This window comes from Methylobacterium aquaticum (assembly GCF_016804325.1).
GTDB classification, from domain to species: domain Bacteria; phylum Pseudomonadota; class Alphaproteobacteria; order Rhizobiales; family Beijerinckiaceae; genus Methylobacterium; species Methylobacterium aquaticum_C.
The window spans coordinates 3450781-3468092 of the sequence record NZ_CP043627.1 but is presented as its reverse complement, the minus strand read 5'-3'; the positions used below and the strand labels follow the sequence as shown (position 1 = coordinate 3468092).

15 protein-coding genes and 2 pseudogenes are annotated in these 17312 nt (G+C 71.0%); 9 read left to right on the top strand and 8 right to left on the bottom strand.

Translation table 11 applies throughout. The features are described 5' to 3' along the window. Nucleotides 1–88 precede the first annotated feature (88 nt). Nucleotides 89–2407: a lytic transglycosylase domain-containing protein gene (locus tag F1D61_RS15720; protein ID WP_203158830.1), complete on the bottom strand. Its 2319-nt coding sequence runs from the start codon at nucleotides 2405–2407 to the stop codon at nucleotides 89–91. Between the two features lie 306 nt (nucleotides 2408–2713). Here F1D61_RS15720 and dapA point away from each other — a divergent pair, with 306 nt between their 5' ends. From dapA to F1D61_RS15695, 5 genes are all read left to right on the top strand, one after another. Next, nucleotides 2714–3616: a 4-hydroxy-tetrahydrodipicolinate synthase gene (gene dapA / locus F1D61_RS15715; protein WP_203158829.1), complete on the top strand. Its 903-nt coding sequence runs from the start codon at nucleotides 2714–2716 to the stop codon at nucleotides 3614–3616. A 94-nt stretch (nucleotides 3617–3710) separates the two neighbouring features. Beyond that, nucleotides 3711–4184 carry an SsrA-binding protein SmpB gene (gene smpB / locus F1D61_RS15710; protein WP_091747410.1) on the top strand — a complete coding sequence of 158 codons (474 nt, stop codon included), beginning with the start codon at nucleotides 3711–3713 and terminating at the stop codon, nucleotides 4182–4184. A gap of 353 nt (nucleotides 4185–4537) precedes the next feature. Then, nucleotides 4538–4720: a hypothetical protein gene (locus tag F1D61_RS15705; protein ID WP_203158828.1), complete on the top strand. Its 183-nt coding sequence runs from the start codon at nucleotides 4538–4540 to the stop codon at nucleotides 4718–4720. A 97-nt stretch (nucleotides 4721–4817) separates the two neighbouring features. Then, nucleotides 4818–6605, top strand: a complete 1788-nt coding sequence (locus F1D61_RS15700) for an ABC transporter ATP-binding protein (RefSeq protein WP_203158827.1) — start codon at nucleotides 4818–4820, stop codon at nucleotides 6603–6605. Continuing rightward, the gene (locus tag F1D61_RS15695; RefSeq protein WP_203158826.1) at nucleotides 6602–7501 is read left to right on the top strand and encodes a DMT family transporter; all 900 of its coding nucleotides are present in this window, start codon (nucleotides 6602–6604) and stop codon (nucleotides 7499–7501) included. Before F1D61_RS15700 ends, F1D61_RS15695 begins: the two co-directional genes overlap by 4 nt. Nucleotides 7502–7511: 10 nt before the next feature. On the opposite strand, the gene F1D61_RS15690 is transcribed toward F1D61_RS15695, so the two are convergent. The 6 genes and pseudogenes from F1D61_RS15690 to F1D61_RS15665 form a co-directional block, all read right to left on the bottom strand. Continuing rightward, nucleotides 7512–8687, bottom strand: coding sequence for a vWA domain-containing protein (locus F1D61_RS15690; protein ID WP_203158825.1), 1176 nt, complete (start codon nucleotides 8685–8687; stop codon nucleotides 7512–7514). 32 nt (nucleotides 8688–8719) lie between these two features. Further along, the gene (locus F1D61_RS15685; protein WP_203158824.1) at nucleotides 8720–9616 is read right to left on the bottom strand and encodes a DMT family transporter; all 897 of its coding nucleotides are present in this window, start codon (nucleotides 9614–9616) and stop codon (nucleotides 8720–8722) included. After that, complete coding sequence (locus F1D61_RS15680; protein ID WP_246775906.1) at nucleotides 9613–10095, bottom strand: helix-turn-helix domain-containing protein; 483 nt, start codon at nucleotides 10093–10095, stop codon at nucleotides 9613–9615. The genes F1D61_RS15685 and F1D61_RS15680 overlap by 4 nt, the downstream gene beginning before the upstream one ends. Beyond that, on the bottom strand, nucleotides 10088–10330 hold the full coding sequence (locus F1D61_RS15675; RefSeq protein WP_203158823.1) for a type II toxin-antitoxin system RelE family toxin: 243 nt from the start codon (nucleotides 10328–10330) through the stop codon (nucleotides 10088–10090). The genes F1D61_RS15680 and F1D61_RS15675 overlap by 8 nt, the downstream gene beginning before the upstream one ends. A gap of 51 nt (nucleotides 10331–10381) precedes the next feature. Next, nucleotides 10382–11277 (bottom strand): annotated as a pseudogene (gene hemF / locus F1D61_RS15670) (oxygen-dependent coproporphyrinogen oxidase). 40 nt (nucleotides 11278–11317) lie between these two features. Continuing rightward, the gene (locus F1D61_RS15665) at nucleotides 11318–11773 is read right to left on the bottom strand and encodes a tRNA (cytidine(34)-2'-O)-methyltransferase (protein WP_203158822.1); all 456 of its coding nucleotides are present in this window, start codon (nucleotides 11771–11773) and stop codon (nucleotides 11318–11320) included. A gap of 121 nt (nucleotides 11774–11894) precedes the next feature. On the opposite strand from F1D61_RS15665, the pseudogene F1D61_RS15660 reads away from it, so the two are divergent. Continuing rightward, nucleotides 11895–13756, top strand: a pseudogene (locus F1D61_RS15660) (ABC transporter ATP-binding protein). Nucleotides 13757–14138: 382 nt separating this feature from the next. On the opposite strand, the gene F1D61_RS15655 reads toward F1D61_RS15660, so the two are convergent. Then, nucleotides 14139–14603: an outer membrane protein assembly factor BamE gene (locus F1D61_RS15655; RefSeq protein WP_203158821.1), complete on the bottom strand. Its 465-nt coding sequence runs from the start codon at nucleotides 14601–14603 to the stop codon at nucleotides 14139–14141. 295 nt (nucleotides 14604–14898) lie between these two features. Here F1D61_RS15655 and F1D61_RS15650 point away from each other — a divergent pair, with 295 nt between their 5' ends. The 3 genes from F1D61_RS15650 (at nucleotide 14899) to plsX (ending at nucleotide 17297) form a co-directional block, all read left to right on the top strand. Beyond that, nucleotides 14899–15450, top strand: coding sequence for a ubiquinol-cytochrome C chaperone family protein (locus tag F1D61_RS15650; RefSeq protein WP_203158820.1), 552 nt, complete (start codon nucleotides 14899–14901; stop codon nucleotides 15448–15450). Between the two features lie 164 nt (nucleotides 15451–15614). Beyond that, nucleotides 15615–16133, top strand: a complete 519-nt coding sequence (locus F1D61_RS15645; protein WP_203158819.1) for a YceD family protein — start codon at nucleotides 15615–15617, stop codon at nucleotides 16131–16133. 129 nt (nucleotides 16134–16262) lie between these two features. Further along, a complete protein-coding gene (gene plsX / locus F1D61_RS15640; protein ID WP_203158818.1) occupies nucleotides 16263–17297 on the top strand; it encodes a phosphate acyltransferase PlsX in 1035 nt (344 codons plus the stop codon). Nucleotides 17298–17312 lie beyond the last annotated feature (15 nt).

Genomic DNA, 17312 nt, shown 5'->3' with positions numbered 1-17312 from the left:
GGGGCATGCCCGGCGATCGCCGTGAGAACCACCGTAGCCATCGCCGCCCTCGATCGGATCGACAGCGGCCGGCAGCATCGCTTCTCCCTCACCGCGCCCCGCGCCGCAGGTCGTCGTCGATCAGCAGCGCACTCCGCCCATCCCCGGCCTCCGCCAGCCGATTCCGATACACCTGCAAGTTCTCGGTCACCCGCTGGACGTAGTTGCGGGTCTCGGTGAAGGGGATGCGCTCGACCCAGTCGACCGGGTCGACGTTCGGGTTACGGGGATCGCCGTAGGCGTCGATCCACTTCTTCACGTTGCCGCCGCCGGCATTGTAGGCCGCGAAGGCGAGGATGTAGGAGCCGCGCCAATCCTCCATCAGCTCGCCGAGATGGGCCTGGCCGAGGCGGGCGTTGTAGGCGGGATCGCTGGTCAGCCGGTCGGTGTCGAAGGCGGCGCTGACCCGGCGGGCGGTGCGCTGCGCGGTCGCCGGCATCATCTGCATCAGGCCCCGCGCCCCGACGCTCGATTGCGCCCGCGGGTCGAACTGGCTCTCCTGGCGGGCGATGGCGAAGACCATCGCGCGCTCGACCTGCGGCACGGCCGACGAGGCCTCGTAGGTCGGGATGCCGTTGGTCGGGTAGGCGTGCCGGTCGAGGGGCAGGCCGCGCTGCACCGCGGTCTTGCCGATCGCCACGAGCGCCCGGGGATCGTTCAACGACATCGCGACGTCGCCGAGCGCGTTCAGCTCGGCCGGGTCGGTCAGGCGCTGGGCGAAATCCATGTAGAGCGGCAGCATCAGTTCCTTGATGCCGGCCGCCGCCAGCAGGCGCAGGGCCCGCACGGCGTTGCGGTTCTCGAAGGCGGTGCGGGCGGCCTCGTCGAGGGTGCTGCACGGGCGCAAGGACAGCGAGCCCTGGCCGAGCTTCGCCCGGGCGAGCTGGCCGTAATAGGCGATCGGCTGCGCGCCCGCGCGCTCGTAGAAGGCCCGCGCCTCGATCGTCTGGCCCGCGGCCTCCGCGGCGCGGCCCTGCCAGTAGGCGGCGCGCGCCACCGAGATCGGCGTCTCGGCGATCGCCGCGGCGGTGGCGAAATGCGTGCCCGCGACGTTCGCTTCGTGGAGGAAGCGCAAGGCGATCCAGCCGGCATGGAACTCCGCCTCGATGCGCTTCTCGACCGTGCGGGCGCTGTGGCCGGCGGCGACCGCGTAGGCCGTCTTGGCGTCGCCGGCATCCAGCAGCTTGCGGGCGACGATGCGGCGCTCGATCCACCATTCGTCGGGATCGGCCAGAACCTCGGGGTTGCGCGGCGCCTGGGCCATCACGGCGGCGGCCTCCGCCGGCTTGTCGAGGCGGCGCAGGTACTGGGCGCGGGAGAACAGGTAGGAGGAATCCTGGCGCAGGCTCGGCGGCACGGCGTCGAGGGCCGCCCCCGCATTCGACGCCTTGGCCTCGACGGCGCGGCGGGCCCGCACCAGGGTGCCGTAAGCCTTGCCGGCGTAAGCGGCGGCGCGGCCGGCGGTGTCCCAGTCCTCCTTCATCAGCGCCCGCTCCATGCGGTAGCGATGGTCGACCTCGCCGATCGTGCCCGGGAAGGCGTCGAGGACCTTCAGCTCCAGGGTGCGGCCGAACGTGTCCTCGCGCCACAAGTCGCGGGCGAGGGTGGCCGCGTCCTCCGGCAAGCCGTCGGCCTTGAAGGCCAGCGCCAGGGCGAACTTGCCCGGCGCGCTCTGCGGCCGGCGGGAAGCGAAATAGGCGCGGACCACCGAGGGGGACTTGCGCTGGGAGAGCAGCGCCTCCTCGGCGCGGCGGCGCACCATGGCGCCCACCGGCCAGTCCGGGTTGTCGCGGATGAACGCCACCGTGCGCTCGAAGCCGATGCCGGCCCCGGCGCGGATCGCCGCCCAGTCGAGCAGGGCGCGGGCGGCCGGGTCCTTGATCCCGTCGCGGATGCGGTCCCCCTCGCTCACCTGGCCGCGCCGATAGGCCTCGACCGCGCCGCGCAGCGCCGGGCCGTCGACCTCGGTGCCCAGCACCGGCCGGCCCGGATCGGGCACGCTCGGCACCGGGGCGGACGGGTTGATCGCCGCGTCCGGGGCGGGGAAGGGGATCGGCACCTCGGGGTCGGCGGCGGCGAAGGCGGCGGCCGCCACCGGCAGCCGGCTCCCGGCCTCGCCGGCATTCCGGCGCAGGCCGTCCGCCGGGGCGGAATCGGCCGGCGTGAAAGCTGTGGACGGGACGAAGCCCTCGGCCGGGGAGAAGCCGTCCTCGCCGCCCCGCTCGACCACGCGGGAGGGCATCGCCGCCTCGGCGGGCGGCGGGGGAGCGACGGTCGAGCCGCCGAGCGCCGTCAGCGAGGTCAGCGCGGCGCCGGACACCGTGAGGGCGAGGACCGCGAGGCGGCGCCGTCGAGGCGAGAGCAGCATGGTTCCCGTTCCCCTGAAGAGCTCGAATGACCGGACGCCCATGGTGAAAGCGTCGCGTTAAGAAGCGATTAACCCTGGGCCGCGATGGCGCCGGAACGCCCGCGGGAACGCGAGCGTTCGCGCGCGGGCCCCCGAGGGCCCATGCGGGAGCGTTTGCGCGCGGGCCCTCGACGCCGTATGTGTCGAAGGCCGGACGGCCGAGTTGGTCGCCCCATCGCGGTCCCCCTGGTGATCCGCATGCGGGCCGGCCTCCCAACCAGACAGATCCCGGGGGCCGCCGCGCCCGCCCGGGCGAGGAACGCCAGCATGACGTCGACGCAGACTTCGCAGCGCCTGAGGGGCTCGCTCACCGCCCTGGTGACGCCGTTCCGCGACGGCGCCTTCGACGAGCACGCCTTCCGGGCCTTCGTCGCCTGGCAGATCGAGAACGGCACCCACGGCCTGGTGCCGACCGGCACGACCGGCGAGAGCCCGACCCTGAGCCACTCCGAGCACGACCGGGTGGTCGAGGCCTGCATCGACGAGGCCGGCGGCAAGGTGCCGGTGGTGGCCGGGGCCGGCTCCAACTCCACCGCGGAGGCGATCGAGCGGTCCCGTCATGCGGAGAAGGCCGGCGCGGACGCGCTGCTCATCGTCACGCCCTACTACAACAAGCCGACGCAGGAAGGGCTGTACCAGCACTTCAAGGCGGTGAACGATGCGGTCGGCATTCCCATCCTGATCTACAACATCCCCGGCCGCTCGGTGATCGACATGAGCGTCGACACCATGGCGCGGCTCTTCGAGCTGCCGAACATCGCCGGGGTGAAGGACGCCACCGCCAACGTGGCCCGGGTCAGCCTCCAGCGCCAGGCCATGGGCGAAGACTTCGTCCAACTTTCTGGCGAAGATGCGACCGCCCTGGGATTCATGGCGCATGGCGGCCACGGCACCATCTCGGTGGCCTCGAACGTCGCGCCGCGCCTCTGCGCCGACTTCCAGGAAGCCTGCCTCGCCGGCGACTTCCGCAAGGCGCTCACGCTCCAGGACCGGCTGATGCCGCTCCACACCCATCTCTTCGCCGAGACCAACCCGTCGCCGACGAAGTACGCGCTGGCCCGTCTCGGCCTGATGAGCGAGGAGGTGCGCCTGCCGATGGTGCCGGTGGGCGAGGCGACCCGCGCCCTCGTCGACGGGGCGATGCGCCACGCCGGCCTCACCAACGGCTGAGCTGCACCCTATATACGGCGGGAACCCCCGGGGCTCCCGCCGCCCGCCTTCCCAGGATCTCTGCCAAGATCTCTGCCAGGACTTCCGCCGCCCGATGGCCAAGAAACCCGAGCCGAAGAACCGCGTCGTCGCCGACAACCGGAAGGCCCGCTTCAACTACGAGATCACCGACACGGTGGAGGCGGGCATCGCGCTCACGGGCACCGAGGTGAAGTCCCTGCGCGGCGGCAAGGCGACGATCGGCGAGGCCTTCGCCGGCCCGTCCGGCAACGACCTCCTGCTGTTCAACGCCTACATCCCCGAATACCTCGAGGCGAACCGCTTCAACCACGACACCAAGCGGCCCCGCCGCCTGCTGCTGCACCGGCGCCAGATCGACAAGTTCATCGGCGCGACCCAGCGCGAGGGCTACACGGTGGTGCCGCTGAAGATCTACTTCAACGAGCGCGGCCGGGCGAAGGTCGAGCTGGGGCTCGGGCGCGGCAAGAAGCTCCACGACAAGCGCGAGACGGCCAAGGAGCGCGACTGGCAGCGCGACAAGGCGCGGCTCTTGCGCGACAAGGGGTGATCACGCGGCATTTCGGCTTGCTTGGCACACGGTAGACGGCTGGTGCAACGCTCGCGATCACCAGGCATTTCCCACCCGCGACCTCACCCTGAGGTGTCAGTCCATCACCGATGGACTGACCTCGAAGGAGGGCTCCAGAAGTCTCTTTGATCCCTGGAGCCCTCCTTCGAGGTCAGCCGATTTTCAATCGGCTGACACCTCAGGATGAGGTCGCGGGTGGGACTGGCGACGTAGCCAGAAACCTATGTCGTGTCCCCGATGTCGTGTGCCTTGGGCCGGCACAACACGCCGCACTGTCTGCCCCGGCCAGCGCCCCTAGCTCAAAATGGGTGCAGGCCAGCGCGGAGGCGCCGATGTTCGTCGAGGGAGGATGGCGGCCGTCCTGGGAGCCGCCGCCGCGCCCGCCCCAGCCCCGGCTCACCGGGCGCCAGGAGCGGATGCTGATCTGGCTCATCGTCGTCAACGTGCTGCTGTGGTTCCTCGCGCCGATCGGCGGCGCGACCGTGATCCACGCGGCGCTGGCGATGATGCAATAGGCCCGCCGCCGCAGCCCAGCCGCGCGCCGCCCCGAATTGCCGCCCCCCGACCCCCGTGCTAGCGCCACCGTCCCACCCCACGGACGAAGCGAGCATCATGGCGCGGCGCCCCCTCCTTTCCGGCGACATGCTGCCGCTGCTCCTCCGGCTGTGGCGCGACTGGCTGCGCCCGCATGCCGGCACCCTCGCCGTCGTGCTGGTGCTGATCGCGGTGATCGGCGTCGCCACCGGCTTCTACCCGACGCTGATCAAGGCCGCCTTCGACGCCTTCGACGCCAAGGATGCCGGGGCGCTCGCCTACGGCCCCGTCCTGGTGATCGCCGTGACGGCTGTCCGCGGCTTCGCGCTGCTCGGCCAGACGGTGCTGACCAACCGGGTCGTCACCCGGATCGAGGCCGACATGCAGGCGGCGCTCTACGGCCACATGATCGAGCAGGACCTGGCGCAACTCGGCCGCGAGAGCCCGGCGAGCCTGACCCAGCGCTTCACCACCGACTTCGCCTTCATCAAGGAGGCGCTGACGCGGATCTCCACCGTGCTCCTGCGCGACGTGGCGATGCTGATCGCGCTCGTCTGCGCGATGGTCTGGATGGATCCCTGGCTGACGATCATTGCCGGCATCGTCGTGCCGTTCGTCGCCGGGCCGATCGCCCGGATCGGCAAGAAGCTGCGCCGGGTCTCGACCTCGACCCAGGAGCAGGTCGGGATCACCGCGAGCCTGATCAGCGAGAGCCTGGCCGGAATCCGCGTCGCCAAGACCTACGGCCTGGAGGGCTATCTCAAGGGCCGCACCCGCGACGCCCTCGACGAGGTGCGCCGCCTCAAGATGAAGGCCGCCAATGCCCGCGGCCGGCTCGATCCGCTGCTGGAAGTGGGCGGCGGCCTCGCGGTCGCGGGCGTGCTCGCCTTCATCGGCCACCGCATCCTCTCGGGCGAGAAGAGCGTCGGCGACTTCACCGGCTACGTCGCCGCCCTGCTGCTCGCCGCCCAGCCGGCCCGCGCGCTCGGCAATCTCAACGCCATCCTGCAGGAGGCGCTGGCCGCGCTGTCGCGCACCTTCGCGCTGATGGACGAGGCGCCGACGATTCGGGAGAAGCCCGGCGCGCCCGACCTGGCGGTCGCCGGTGGCGAGGTCCGGTTCGAGGGCGTGCGCTTCCGCTATCGTGACGACGCCCCGGCGCTCGAGGGCATCGACCTCGTCGTGCCGGCCGGCCGTACCACGGCCCTCGTCGGCCGTTCGGGCTCGGGCAAGTCGACGCTGCTCTCCCTGGTGCCGCGGCTCTACGACGTAACCGAGGGCGGGGTCCGGATCGACGGGCAGGACGTGCGCGACGTGACCCTGGACTCGCTGCGCCGGGCCGTCGCGGTGGTGTCGCAGGAGGTGGTCCTGTTCGACGATACCATCGCCCGGAACATCGCCTTCGGCCGCGAGGGCGCGAGCCGGGACGAGATCGAGGCGGCGGCCAGGGCCGCGGCCGCCCACGGCTTCATCACGGCGAAGGCGGAAGGCTACGACTTCCGGGTCGGACCCGCCGGCAACCGGCTGTCGGGCGGTGAGCGCCAGCGCATCGCGCTCGCCCGGGCTTTCCTGCGCGACGCGCCGATCCTGCTCCTCGACGAGGCGACCTCGGCGCTCGACGCCGAATCCGAGCAGCTGGTCCAGGCGGCGCTCACCCGGCTGATGCGGGGCCGCACCACGCTCGTCATCGCCCACCGGCTCTCGACGGTGCGCGACGCCGACCTGATCGTCGCCATGGAGGGCGGCCGGATCGCCGAGACCGGCAGCCACGCGGCGCTGATCGCGAAGGGCGGCACCTATGCGCGGCTGCACCGGCTCCAGCTCGCCGACGACCGCGAGCCGGCATCCGAGGCACAGGCCTCATGAAGCCCGAGGTGTCGGGGGCGACCGAGGCCCCCACCGGCCGGCGCCTCGCCGCGGGCGTCGGCTTCGCGCTTCTCGCCATCAGCCTGTGGGGCGGCTGGTTCGTGATCACCCGCCGCACGGTCGGGGCGGGGGGCGTGCTCGGGCCCGCCGACCTCGTGGCGCTCCGCTTCGGCATCGGCGGCCTGCTGCTGCTGCCGGTGCTGCTCCTGCGGCTGCGCGGCCTCGACCGGCGGGCGTTCGTCGATGGCGCCTTCCTGTACGTGGCGCAGGGCGCGCCCTTCGCGCTGCTGATCTCGATCGCGCTCCGCTACGCGCCCGCCGGCCACGGGGCGGCCCTGACACCCGGCACGATGCCGCTCTTTGCCGCCCTCCTCGGCGTGCTGCTGCTCGGCGACCGGCCGGGCCGCTTCGCGCTCGCCGGCCTCGGGCTGATCGCCGCCGGGGCGCTCACCCTGGCGGGGGGCTTTCGCGATGCCGACGAGCTGTTCGGCTACGGGCTTCTCCTCACCGCCGCCTTCCTGTGGGCCGCCGGCACCGTGCGGATGCGCCGCTCGCGCCTCACGGCGCTGGAGGCGACGGCGCTGATCTGCGTCGGCTCGCTCGTCACCTATATCCCGCTCTACCTCGCCTCGGGCCTGTCGCATCTCCTGGAGGCGCCGCCGGCGGAGGTGGCGATCCAGGCCGTCTACCAGGGCGTGCTGGTGAGCGTGGTGGCGCTCATCGCCTTCAACCGTTCCCTGGCCCTGATCGGCCGGCGCACCCCGGCCTTCACGGCGCTGGTGCCGGTAATCGCGACGCTTCTCGCGATTCCCGTCCTCGGCGAGGTGCCCGACGTTCTCCATGTCGGCGCCATCCTGGCGATCGGGGCCGGCGTGCTGCTGACGACGCGGGGGTGAAGGCGCTTCCCTACCGCAGCAACGCCCGCGTCGCCTGGTCGATGCCCTCCAGCGTCAGCGGGTACATCCGGTCCGAAAAGATCTGCCGGATCATCGCGTTCGACTGGGTGTAGTTCCACTGCGCCTGCGGCACCGGGTTGAGCCAGGCCACTTTCGGGAAGTGGTTCAGCACCCGCTCGAGCCAGACCTTTCCGGCCTCCTCGTTCCAGTGCTCGACCGAGCCGCCCGCCATCGCGATCTCGTAGGGCGACATCGCGGCATCGCCGACGAACACCACCCGGTAATCGGACGGATAGGTGCGGATCACGTCGAGGAGCGGTGTCCCCTCGGTGTGGCGGCGGCGATTCTCCTTCCACACCGTCTCGTAGAGGCAGTTGTGGAAGTAGAAATGCTCGAAGTGCTTGAACTCCGAGCGGGCGGCCGAAAACAACTGCTCGGCGAGTTCGACGTGCCAGTCCATCGAGCCGCCGACATCGAGGAACAGCAGCACCTTCACGGCGTTGCGGCGCTCCGGCCGGAGCTGGAGATCGAGGGTGCCGTGGCGGGCGGTCTCGCGGATCGTGCCGTCGAGGTCGAGTTCTTCCGCAGCCCCGGTGCGGGCGAAGCGGCGCAGGCGCCGGAGCGCCAGCCGGATGGTGCGCGAGCCGAGCTCCGCCGAATCGTCCAGGTCCTTGAAGGTGCGCTGGTCCCAGACCTTCACCGCCCGGAAGTTGCGGTTGCCGTCCTGGCCGATGCGGATGCCTTCCGGGTTGTAGCCGTAGGCGCCGAACGGCGAGGTGCCCCCGGTGCCGATCCATTTCGAGCCGCCCTGGTGGCGTTCCTTCTGCTCGGCCAGCCGCTGCTTCAGGGTCTCGAACAGCTTGTCCCAGCCGAGCGCCTGGAGCTGCGCCCGCTCCTCCTCGGTGAGGTATTTCTCGGCCAGCTTGCGCAGCCATTCCTCGGGAATTCCTTGCGGCTCCACCGCCTCGCCGACCGTGACCACGCCCTTGAAGACGCGGCCGAACACCCGGTCGAACTTGTCGAGGTTGCGCTCGTCCTTCACCAGGGCGGTGCGGGCGAGGTAATAGAAGTCCTCCACCCGCTGGTCGGCGAGGTCGCGGTCGAGGGCCTCGAGCAGGATCAGGTACTCGCGCAGCGAGACCGGGACCTTGGCGGCGCGCAGTTCGGTGAAGAAGGACAACAGCATGGCGCCGATCAACGCGCCACGGCGCCCCGCGGTCAAGCCCTTTCGGGCTGGGCGGCCGGGGCCTGACGCCGCGCCTCCGCGGCGAGGTTCCAGACGATGCCGCCGACGATCAGCCCGGCGCCGACGAACAGCCACGGATCGAGCGGCTCGCCGTAGAAGCGCCAGCCGAGCACCGCGATCAGCGGGATGCGCAGGAAATCGAGCGGCATGACCAGGATGGCGTCGCCGCGGCGATAGGCGCTGGTCAGGCACCAATGCGAGGTCAGCCCGGCGATGCACAGGACCGCCAGCGCCACCGCGTGGTGCCCCTCGAAGGCGTGGACCGGCAAAGCCGGAAACACCCGGCCGGCCACGAGGTTGAGCGGCAGCTGGATCAGGTTCATCCAGAACAGGATCGACAGCACGCTCTCGGTCCGGGTCAGCGCCTTGGTGGCGACGGCCGTCAGCGCGAACATCACCGCGGCGGCCAGCACCACGAGGCTCGCCGGCTGCAACGCGGCAAGGCCCGGCCGCAAGACCACCAGCACGCCGAGAAAGCCGAGGGCGACCGCCGCGACCCGGCTCGCGGTCAGCCGCTCGCGCAGGATCAGCACGGCGAGCAGCGTGACCCAGGCCGGCGTGGTGAATTCCAGCGCGAAGACGACGGCGAGCGGCAGCAGCGTCACGCCGTAGGACCAGGCGTAGTTGCCGCCCCAATGGACGAGGTTGCGGGCGAGATGCAGCCTCATGCGCCGCGCCGCCAGCGGCCGGCGGCGCAGGAGCGCCACCGCCCCGACGATCGCGACGCCGGCCGCCGCCCGGGCCGCCAGGATGTCGAACAGGCCGAGCGCTGGCGCCAATTCGCGCACGGCGATGGCGGTGGCCGAGAAGGACAGAAGCGCGCCGGCCATCCACAGGACGACGGCGGCGAGATCGGGGAGGGGTTTCACCGGCTTCGTGAGGACCGGCGACGCGGCTTCAGAATGGGCGCAGCGACCTCATTCGGAACGGGGGCGAAGTCCTGGTCCAGAAGCAAAGCTGCGTCGACGTCGCAGGCCTGAGCGATCGCCTCGATCTCCGTCGGGGTGCTGGCGTGGCGTCCCTGCTCCATCGCAGCCAGCACATCCTCGGCGAGTCCAACTTTCGCCGCGAGATCGGCGAGGCCCAGACCGGCATGGCGGCGGGCTGCGACCAGAGGCGGCTCGCCGGCCAGCACGGCAGCCGTCAGCCAATTCGGCGCGAAGGCGACGGTGCCAGCGTCCCGGGCGGCCAGATGGTCCGCGGCGAGCCGCGCGGTCATGCGGTCCTCCGCATCCTCGTCGCCGGCGCGGGCCAGGAGGGCGTCATAGGTCCTCCGCGACAGGATGACGAGTTCCTCGCCTCCCTCGGTGACGATCGACTGAACGCTCATTCGCCTGACCTCATTCATAGATGTCGCGCCGGTCGCCGACCTTGAAGACCTCGATCGCATCGGTCGTCTCGATGAAGACAGCCCGGTACGACCCTGATCGGATTCGCAGCCCGGGAACTCCCACCAGGGCTTTGACGTCGCCGGTTCCCGTCGCTGCGTAGCGCTCGAGCTTTGCCCGCATCTGCCCCCGAGCCTTGTCCGGCAGCCTCGCGAAGGCTTTCAGGGCCGGTCCGGTGAAGCGGATGGCTTTCATGCCCGAAGCCGTTCAGATGGGAGTGGGACAGCCTCGGGATAAGGTGGGATCCTAAGGCCAGCGCACCGTCGGCGGCATCGACGACAGGATCGACGCGACGTTGCCGCCGGTCTTCAGGCCGAAGATCGTGCCGCGGTCGTAGAGCAGGTTGAACTCGACGTAGCGGCCGCGACGCACCTGCTGCTCGTGGCGGTCGGCCTCGGTCCAGGGCGTGGCGAGGTTGCGCCGCACGATCTCGGGATAGATGCTCAAGAAAGCAGTCCCGACCTCGCGGGTGAGGGCGAGGTCGGCGGCGGGATCGCCGGTCCAGTGGTAGTCGTAGAAGATGCCGCCGATGCCGCGGGGCTCGTTGCGGTGCTTGAGGTGGAAATACTCGTCGCACCAGGCCTTGTAGCGAGCGTAGTCGGCGGCCGGATGCTTCGCACAGGCCGCCTCGAAGGCGGCGTGGAACGCGACCGTGTCCGGGTCCTCTTGCGTGCGCCGCCGGTCGAGGACCGGGGTCAGGTCGGCCCCGCCGCCGAACCACGTCTTCGTCGTCACCACGAAGCGGGTGTTCATGTGCACCGTCGGCACGTGCGGGTTCCACGGATGGGCGATCAGCGAGATGCCGGTGGCGAAGAAGCGCGGATCCTCCGCCGCCCCCGGGATCTGGCCGCGGAACTCGGGGGCGAACTCGCCATGCACCGCCGAGACGTGGACGCCGCATTTCTCGAACACCCGGCCGCGCAGCATCGCCATCGTGCCGCCGCCGCCAGGCGCACCGGAATGGTCCTTGCGCTCCCAGGGCGTACGCTCGAAGCGCCCGGGCCCGCCGGCCTCGGGGCGAACGGCCCCGTCGCCTCCTCCTCGATCTCTTCGAGGGCGGCGCAGATGCGGTCGCGCAGGGTCGAGAACCAAGCGGTCGCCTCGGTCTTGAGCGCGGCGATGTCGGGAGCGGCGTCGGTCATGGTCCTCTTCATTCCATACCGGCGCGTCCGGGCCAAGATGTCAGAGGCTGCCGAGCTGGCGTACCCCCTCGCCGAGAATCATCCCGGCCGCCACCGCGACGTTGAGCGAGCGCATGCCCGGCCGCATCGGGATCGTCACCCGGGCCTCCGCATCGGCGTGGACCAAATCCGGCACCCCGGCCGATTCGCGTCCGACCATCAGGCAGTCGCCGTCCCGGAAGGCGTGCGCGGTGTAGGGCACCGAGCCGGCGGTGGTGGCGAGCACCAGGCGGATCCCGGCCTCCCGCCGCCAGGCGTCGAAGGCGGCGTAGGAGCGGTGGCGGGTGATCGCGACGTGGTCGAGGTAATCGAGGCCGGAGCGGCGCAGGTGGCGGTCCGAGACGTCGAAGCCCGCCGGCTCGATGATCTCGACGGCGACGCCGAGGCAGGCGGCGAGGCGCAGCATCGTGCCGGTGTTCTGCGGGATGTCGGGCTGGTAGAGGGCGAGGCGCAGCATGAATCCACGGGCATCCATTCGATCGGCCCGTCATACGCCGGACTTCGGCCTGCGGCATCGCCCCCCGGTTGGCGGATGCCGCCGGCCGCATAGCTGAGGATCCCTCACCCCCGGAGCCCGCATGTTCCTCGACTGGCTCGAGCGCCGCATCGATCCCTTCGCCCCCTTCGACGAGGCGCGCCGCCCGCCCGGCACGGTGGCGGGCTTCGCCTGGTTCTACCTGCGCCCGGTGCGGGGTCCGCTGGCGATCCTGTTCGTGGTGGCGCTCGCCGCCGGCAGCGTCGAGGCCTCGCTCTACCTGCTGATGGGCTGGTTCGTGGACATCCTGGCCAGATCCGGCCCGGAGACCCTGTGGCGCGACCACGGCACCGGGTTGATGCTGGCCGCCGCCCTGATCCTGGTGGCGCGGCCGGTCCTGTCCTGGCTGCACGAGGTTCTGTCGAACCAGTTCGTGGTGCCGCAGACGACGAGCCTGATCCGCTGGCGCACCCATCTCTACACGCTCGGCCACGCCCTGTCGTATTTCCAGGCCGATTTCGCCGGGCGGCTCGCCAACCGGGTGACGCAGGTCGGGGTGGCGGTGCGCGAGCTCGCCATCGTGGTCATCGACACGCTGCTCTACGTCGCGATCTTCGCGGTGACCGCGGTGAGCCTGTTCGGGGCGATCAGCCCCTGGCTGATGCTGCCGGTCCTGGTGTGGATCCTCGCCTATGCCGGGCTCACGGCCTATTTCGTGCCTCGGGCGCGAGCGCGTTCGCTCAAGGTCGCCGATACCCGCTCGGCCCTCGTCGGCCGCATCGTCGACAGCTACACCAACATCCTGACCGTCAAGCTCTTCGCCCGCGACCGCGAGGAGCGCTCGGCGGTGCAGGCCGCCACGACCGAGCATACCGACGCCTACCTGCACTCGTTCCGGCTCATCACCGCCGTCACCGCCACGCTGTCGCTGCTGAACAGCGCCCTGATCGTGGTGACCGCCGGGGTGGTGCTGGCCCTGTGGTCGCATGGGCAGATGACCACCGGTGAGGGGGCGGCGGGCCTCGCCCTGGTGCTGCGGCTGATCGCGATGTCGGGCTGGGTGATGCAGACCGTGCGCGGGCTGTTCGAGAATATCGGCGTGGTGCAGGAGAGCATGCAGACCATCGCCCTGCCGCACGCGCTGACCGACCGGCCGGGCGCCCGCGACCTCGCGGTGACGGGGGCGAGGTGCGGTTCGAGCGCGTCAGCTTCCATTACGGCCGTGAGGATGCCGGGATCATCGAGGATCTCACCTTGCGCATCCAGCCCGGCGAGAAGGTCGGCCTCGTCGGTCCGAGCGGCGCGGGCAAGACGACGCTCACCTCCCTGCTCCTGCGCCTGCACGACCTCGAGGGCGGGCGCATCCTGATCGACGGGCAGGACATCGCCGCGGTGACGCAAGCCTCCCTGCGCCGCCAGATCGCCGTGGTGACGCAGGATACCTCGCTCCTCCACCGCTCGATCCGCGACAACATCGCGTATGGCCGCGAGGACGCGACCGAGGCGGAGATCGTCGCGGCGGCGAAGGCCGCGCATGCCGACGCCTTCATCCGCGACCTCACCGACCACAAGGGCCGCGGCGGCTACGACGCGCAGGTCGGCGAGCGCGGCGTCAAGCTCTCGGGCGGGCAGCGCCAGCGCATCGCCATCGCCCGGGTGATCCTGAAGGACGCACCGATCCTGATCCTCGACGAGGCGACCTCGGCCCTCGATTCGGAGGTCGAGGCGGCGATCCAGGGCTCCCTCGACCGGCTGATGCAGGGCAAGACCGTGCTCGCCATCGCCCACCGCCTCTCGACCATCGCGGCCCTCGACCGGCTGGTGGTGCTCGATCGGGGTCGGATCGTCGAGGAGGGCAGGCACGCCGACCTGATCAAGGCCGGTGGGCTCTATGCCCGCCTGTGGGCGCGGCAATCCGGTGGGTTCCTGGGGAGCGATGAGGAAGAGCGGGCGGCGGCGGAGTAGGGGCCCGGTTCGGTCTTCTCCTCTCCCCGCCCGCGGTAGGGCTGTCCGGGGAAAATCCCGTTTAAAATCAAGCGCTGGATCCCCTCTCCCGAGTGGGAGAGGGGTAGGGGTGAGGGTGGCTCGGGTTCAGGATAAACCGCTAAGCGTCGAGCTGCGCAGCTCGACAGAACAGGGTCATTGCGGCACCCGAGCCACCCTCACCCCGGCCCCTCTCCCACACGGGAGAGGGGAGACGCGCCTTTTTCTTTCCCCGGACAGCCCTGCGCCCGCGGGGAGAGGAGCCTGCGCTACGCTTTTCTCCCGGATAGCCCTGCGCCTGCGGGGAGTAGAGGATGCACGATGCCTGTGAGGAGAACTCGACGTCCCTCGCAGGAGAAGCCGCTTACCGCGCGTTGCCGAACGGCTCGAACTTGGTCAGGCCGCGCATCAGCTGGCCGAGGAAGGCCTGCTCGCCGCCGCTCGTCGGCGTGGTGCGGGAGATGAAGTCGAACACCTTGCCGTCCTGCTCGCCGTAGAGCGCCACGCGCTCGACCTTGAAGCCGCCGTTGAAGTACACCGCCAGGACGCGCTGGTCCTTCGGGCGCTCGCCGATGAACATCACCGGGCGCCGGGTGTTCTGGCTAATGTAGTACCAGGACTTGTTGCCGACGGTGGAGACGGTGGTGGGCGTGCCGAGGAGCTGGAGCACCTGCTCGGCGCTGGCGCCGGGCCGCACCTGGGCGACGGCGGCATCGTCGATGATGTAGCCGTGCCGGAATTCCTCGCCGATCACGCAGCCCGCGGCCGACAGACCGATCAGGCCGGCCGCGGCGAGGCGGAGGAGCGACGGTGTGAAGCGGCGCGGCATCGAGACCTCGGAAGATGTAAGCGGAACGTGTATCGGACGGCCTGACGGCAGCCTTGCGCGAGAAGCGACCGTTGCCGTACCCCGGGGTTGTGGCGTTGGCAAGGCACGGCCAAGCTTCGGCCACGGATGTCCGGTCACGGGCGGGACGCGGCGCCGACGGGGCCGGCCAGAGCATCCTCCGACGGGGCGGGCACTGGTTCGTCGAAGGAAAATGCGGCGAAATCAAAGACGTAGGGCAGCGACCGGTCCCACGGCGGCCGATCCCTGCGCGAAGCGGGAAGCGAGACTTTACACGATGATGCGAAACCCCTTCCGCCGTGAGGATGCCCGCCGGCGCGCCATCGAGGCGTTGCATATCCGCATCAATGCCGGGGCGCGGGTGCCGGCGCTCTACCTCGATCTCGGCGTGCCCGACACGGTCGAGGGCCGGTTCGAGGCCCTGTGCCTGCACGTCGTCCTGGTGCTGCGCCACCTGCGCCGGCTCCCGGCCCCGGCGGCGGACATCGCCCAGGATCTCGTCAACTCGGTCTTCGCGCAGCTCGATTCGTCCCTGCGCGAACTCGGCGTCGGCGACATGGGGGTGTCGAAGCGGATGAAGAAGCTGGCCCAGGCCTTCTACGGCCGCGCCGCCGCCTACGACGCGGCCCTCGATGCCGGCGACCGCGACGGCCTGGCGGCGGCGCTCGCCCGCAACGTCCTGGCCCGGGACGAGCCCGACGCGGCGCGGGGGCTCGCGGCCTACGTGGCGGCGGCGGATGCCGCGCTCGCGGGCACGGATCTCGACGCCCTGATGGCGGCCGGCCCGGTCCTGCCCGATCCGGCGGCCTTCGCCGGTCCCGCGGCCTGACCGGAGGCAAGTCCCGGAGGCAAGTCCCGGAGACAGGGGGACCTTGCGCCAGAGCGCGCCGCGACGCATCTCCTGGCGATCCGGGCCCGACCGCGCGGGCACCCCGCAGGGCTGCCGCGCCCGTTTCCCGGCCCCCACTCCCAGGATCCGACAAGGAGCCCTCGATGACCCCCGACAGCGTCGGCCCGTTCTCCCGCCCGATCCTGGTCGAGCGCATTCTGAAGACCGGCCAGCCCGTCACCGTCGAGGCCAACGAGGGGGAGCGCGCCGCGCTCGCCCGCGATTTCGACCTGCCGGGCATCGCCCGGCTCACCGGCACCTTCCGGCTCTCGGGCTCGCTGCACCGGCTCCAGGTCACCGGGACCGTAGAGGCCGCCGTCACCCAGACCTGCAGCGTCACCCTGGAGCCGTTCGACGGCACGGTGAGCGAGGAGGTCGACGTCGACTTCGCCGCCCCCGACGCCTTCGCGGGGACGCCGGCCGAGGATGCCGACATCCCAGATCCGATCGTCAACGGCCGCATCGACCTCGGCAGCCTCGCCGCCGAGTTCCTGGCCCTCGGCCTCGACCCGTATCCGCGCAAGCCCGGCGTCGCCTTCGAGCCGCCGGCGGAGGACGAGGAGGAGAAGCCCTTCGCGGCGCTCCAGGGGCTCAAGGGCCGAGAGGCCGGAAACGACGGCTGACGACCACCGCATCACGAAAAGACTTCAGAATTCGTTTGCGGCCTGGGCCCGGGTCGCTATTTTCCGCCGCGCCGCGGACCCCCTCGTTCGCGCGTCCCCGGTGGATCCGAGAGGCTGTTCGACACCCCCATGTCCCAGAGAGTGCGCATCTCGCTCGACGCGATGGGCGGCGATCACGGCCCCTCGACGGTCGTGCCCGGTGCGGGGCTCGCCCGCGAGCGCCACCCCGAGACGACCTTCCTGATGTTCGGCGACGAGGCGGTGCTCACTCCCCTGGTCGCGGCCGAGCCGCGCCTGAAGGGCGCCGTCGAGATCCGCCACACCACCGTGGCGGTCGCCATGGACGAGAAGCCGAGCCAGGCGGTGCGCTCCGGCCGCGGCAAGTCGTCGATGTGGAAGGCGATCCAGGCCGTCCGCGACGGCGAGGCCGATGCCGCGGTGTCGGCCGGCAATACCGGCGCGCTGATGGCGATGTCGAAGATCTGCCTCAAGACGATGTCGCATATCGAGCGGCCGGCCATCGCCTGCCTGTGGCCGACGGTGCGCGGCGAGAGCGTGGTGCTCGATGTCGGCGCCACGATCGGCACCGATGCCAACCACCTCGTCGACATGGCGGTGATGGGCGCCGCGATGGCCCGCATCGTGTTCGACCTCGACCGGCCGACGGTCGGGCTCCTCAACGTCGGCACCGAGGAGATGAAGGGCAACGAGGCGGTCAAGGAGGCCGCCCGGATGCTGCGCGAATCCGACCTCGCCGGGCTGGCCTATCACGGCTTCGTCGAGGGGACCGATCTCGGCCGCGGCACCGTCGACGTGGTGGTGACGGAAGGCTTCACCGGCAACATCGCGCTCAAGACCGCCGAGGGGACGGCCAAGCAGATCGCCGCCTACCTGAAGGGTGCGATGGGCCGGACCCTGATGGCGAAGATCGGCTACCTGTTCGCCCGCGGCGCCTTCAACGCGCTGCGCGAGAAGATGAATCCGAGCCGGGCCAATGGCGGCGTGTTCCTCGGCCTCGAGGGCATCGTCATCAAGAGCCACGGTGCCGCCGATGCCGAGGGCTTCGCCGCGGCGGTCGACCTCGCCTACGACATGGCCCGCCACGACCTGATGCGGACGATCCGGGAACACCTCGACGCGACGCCGGCCCAGGCATCGGCATGAAGACCGCTTCAGCCT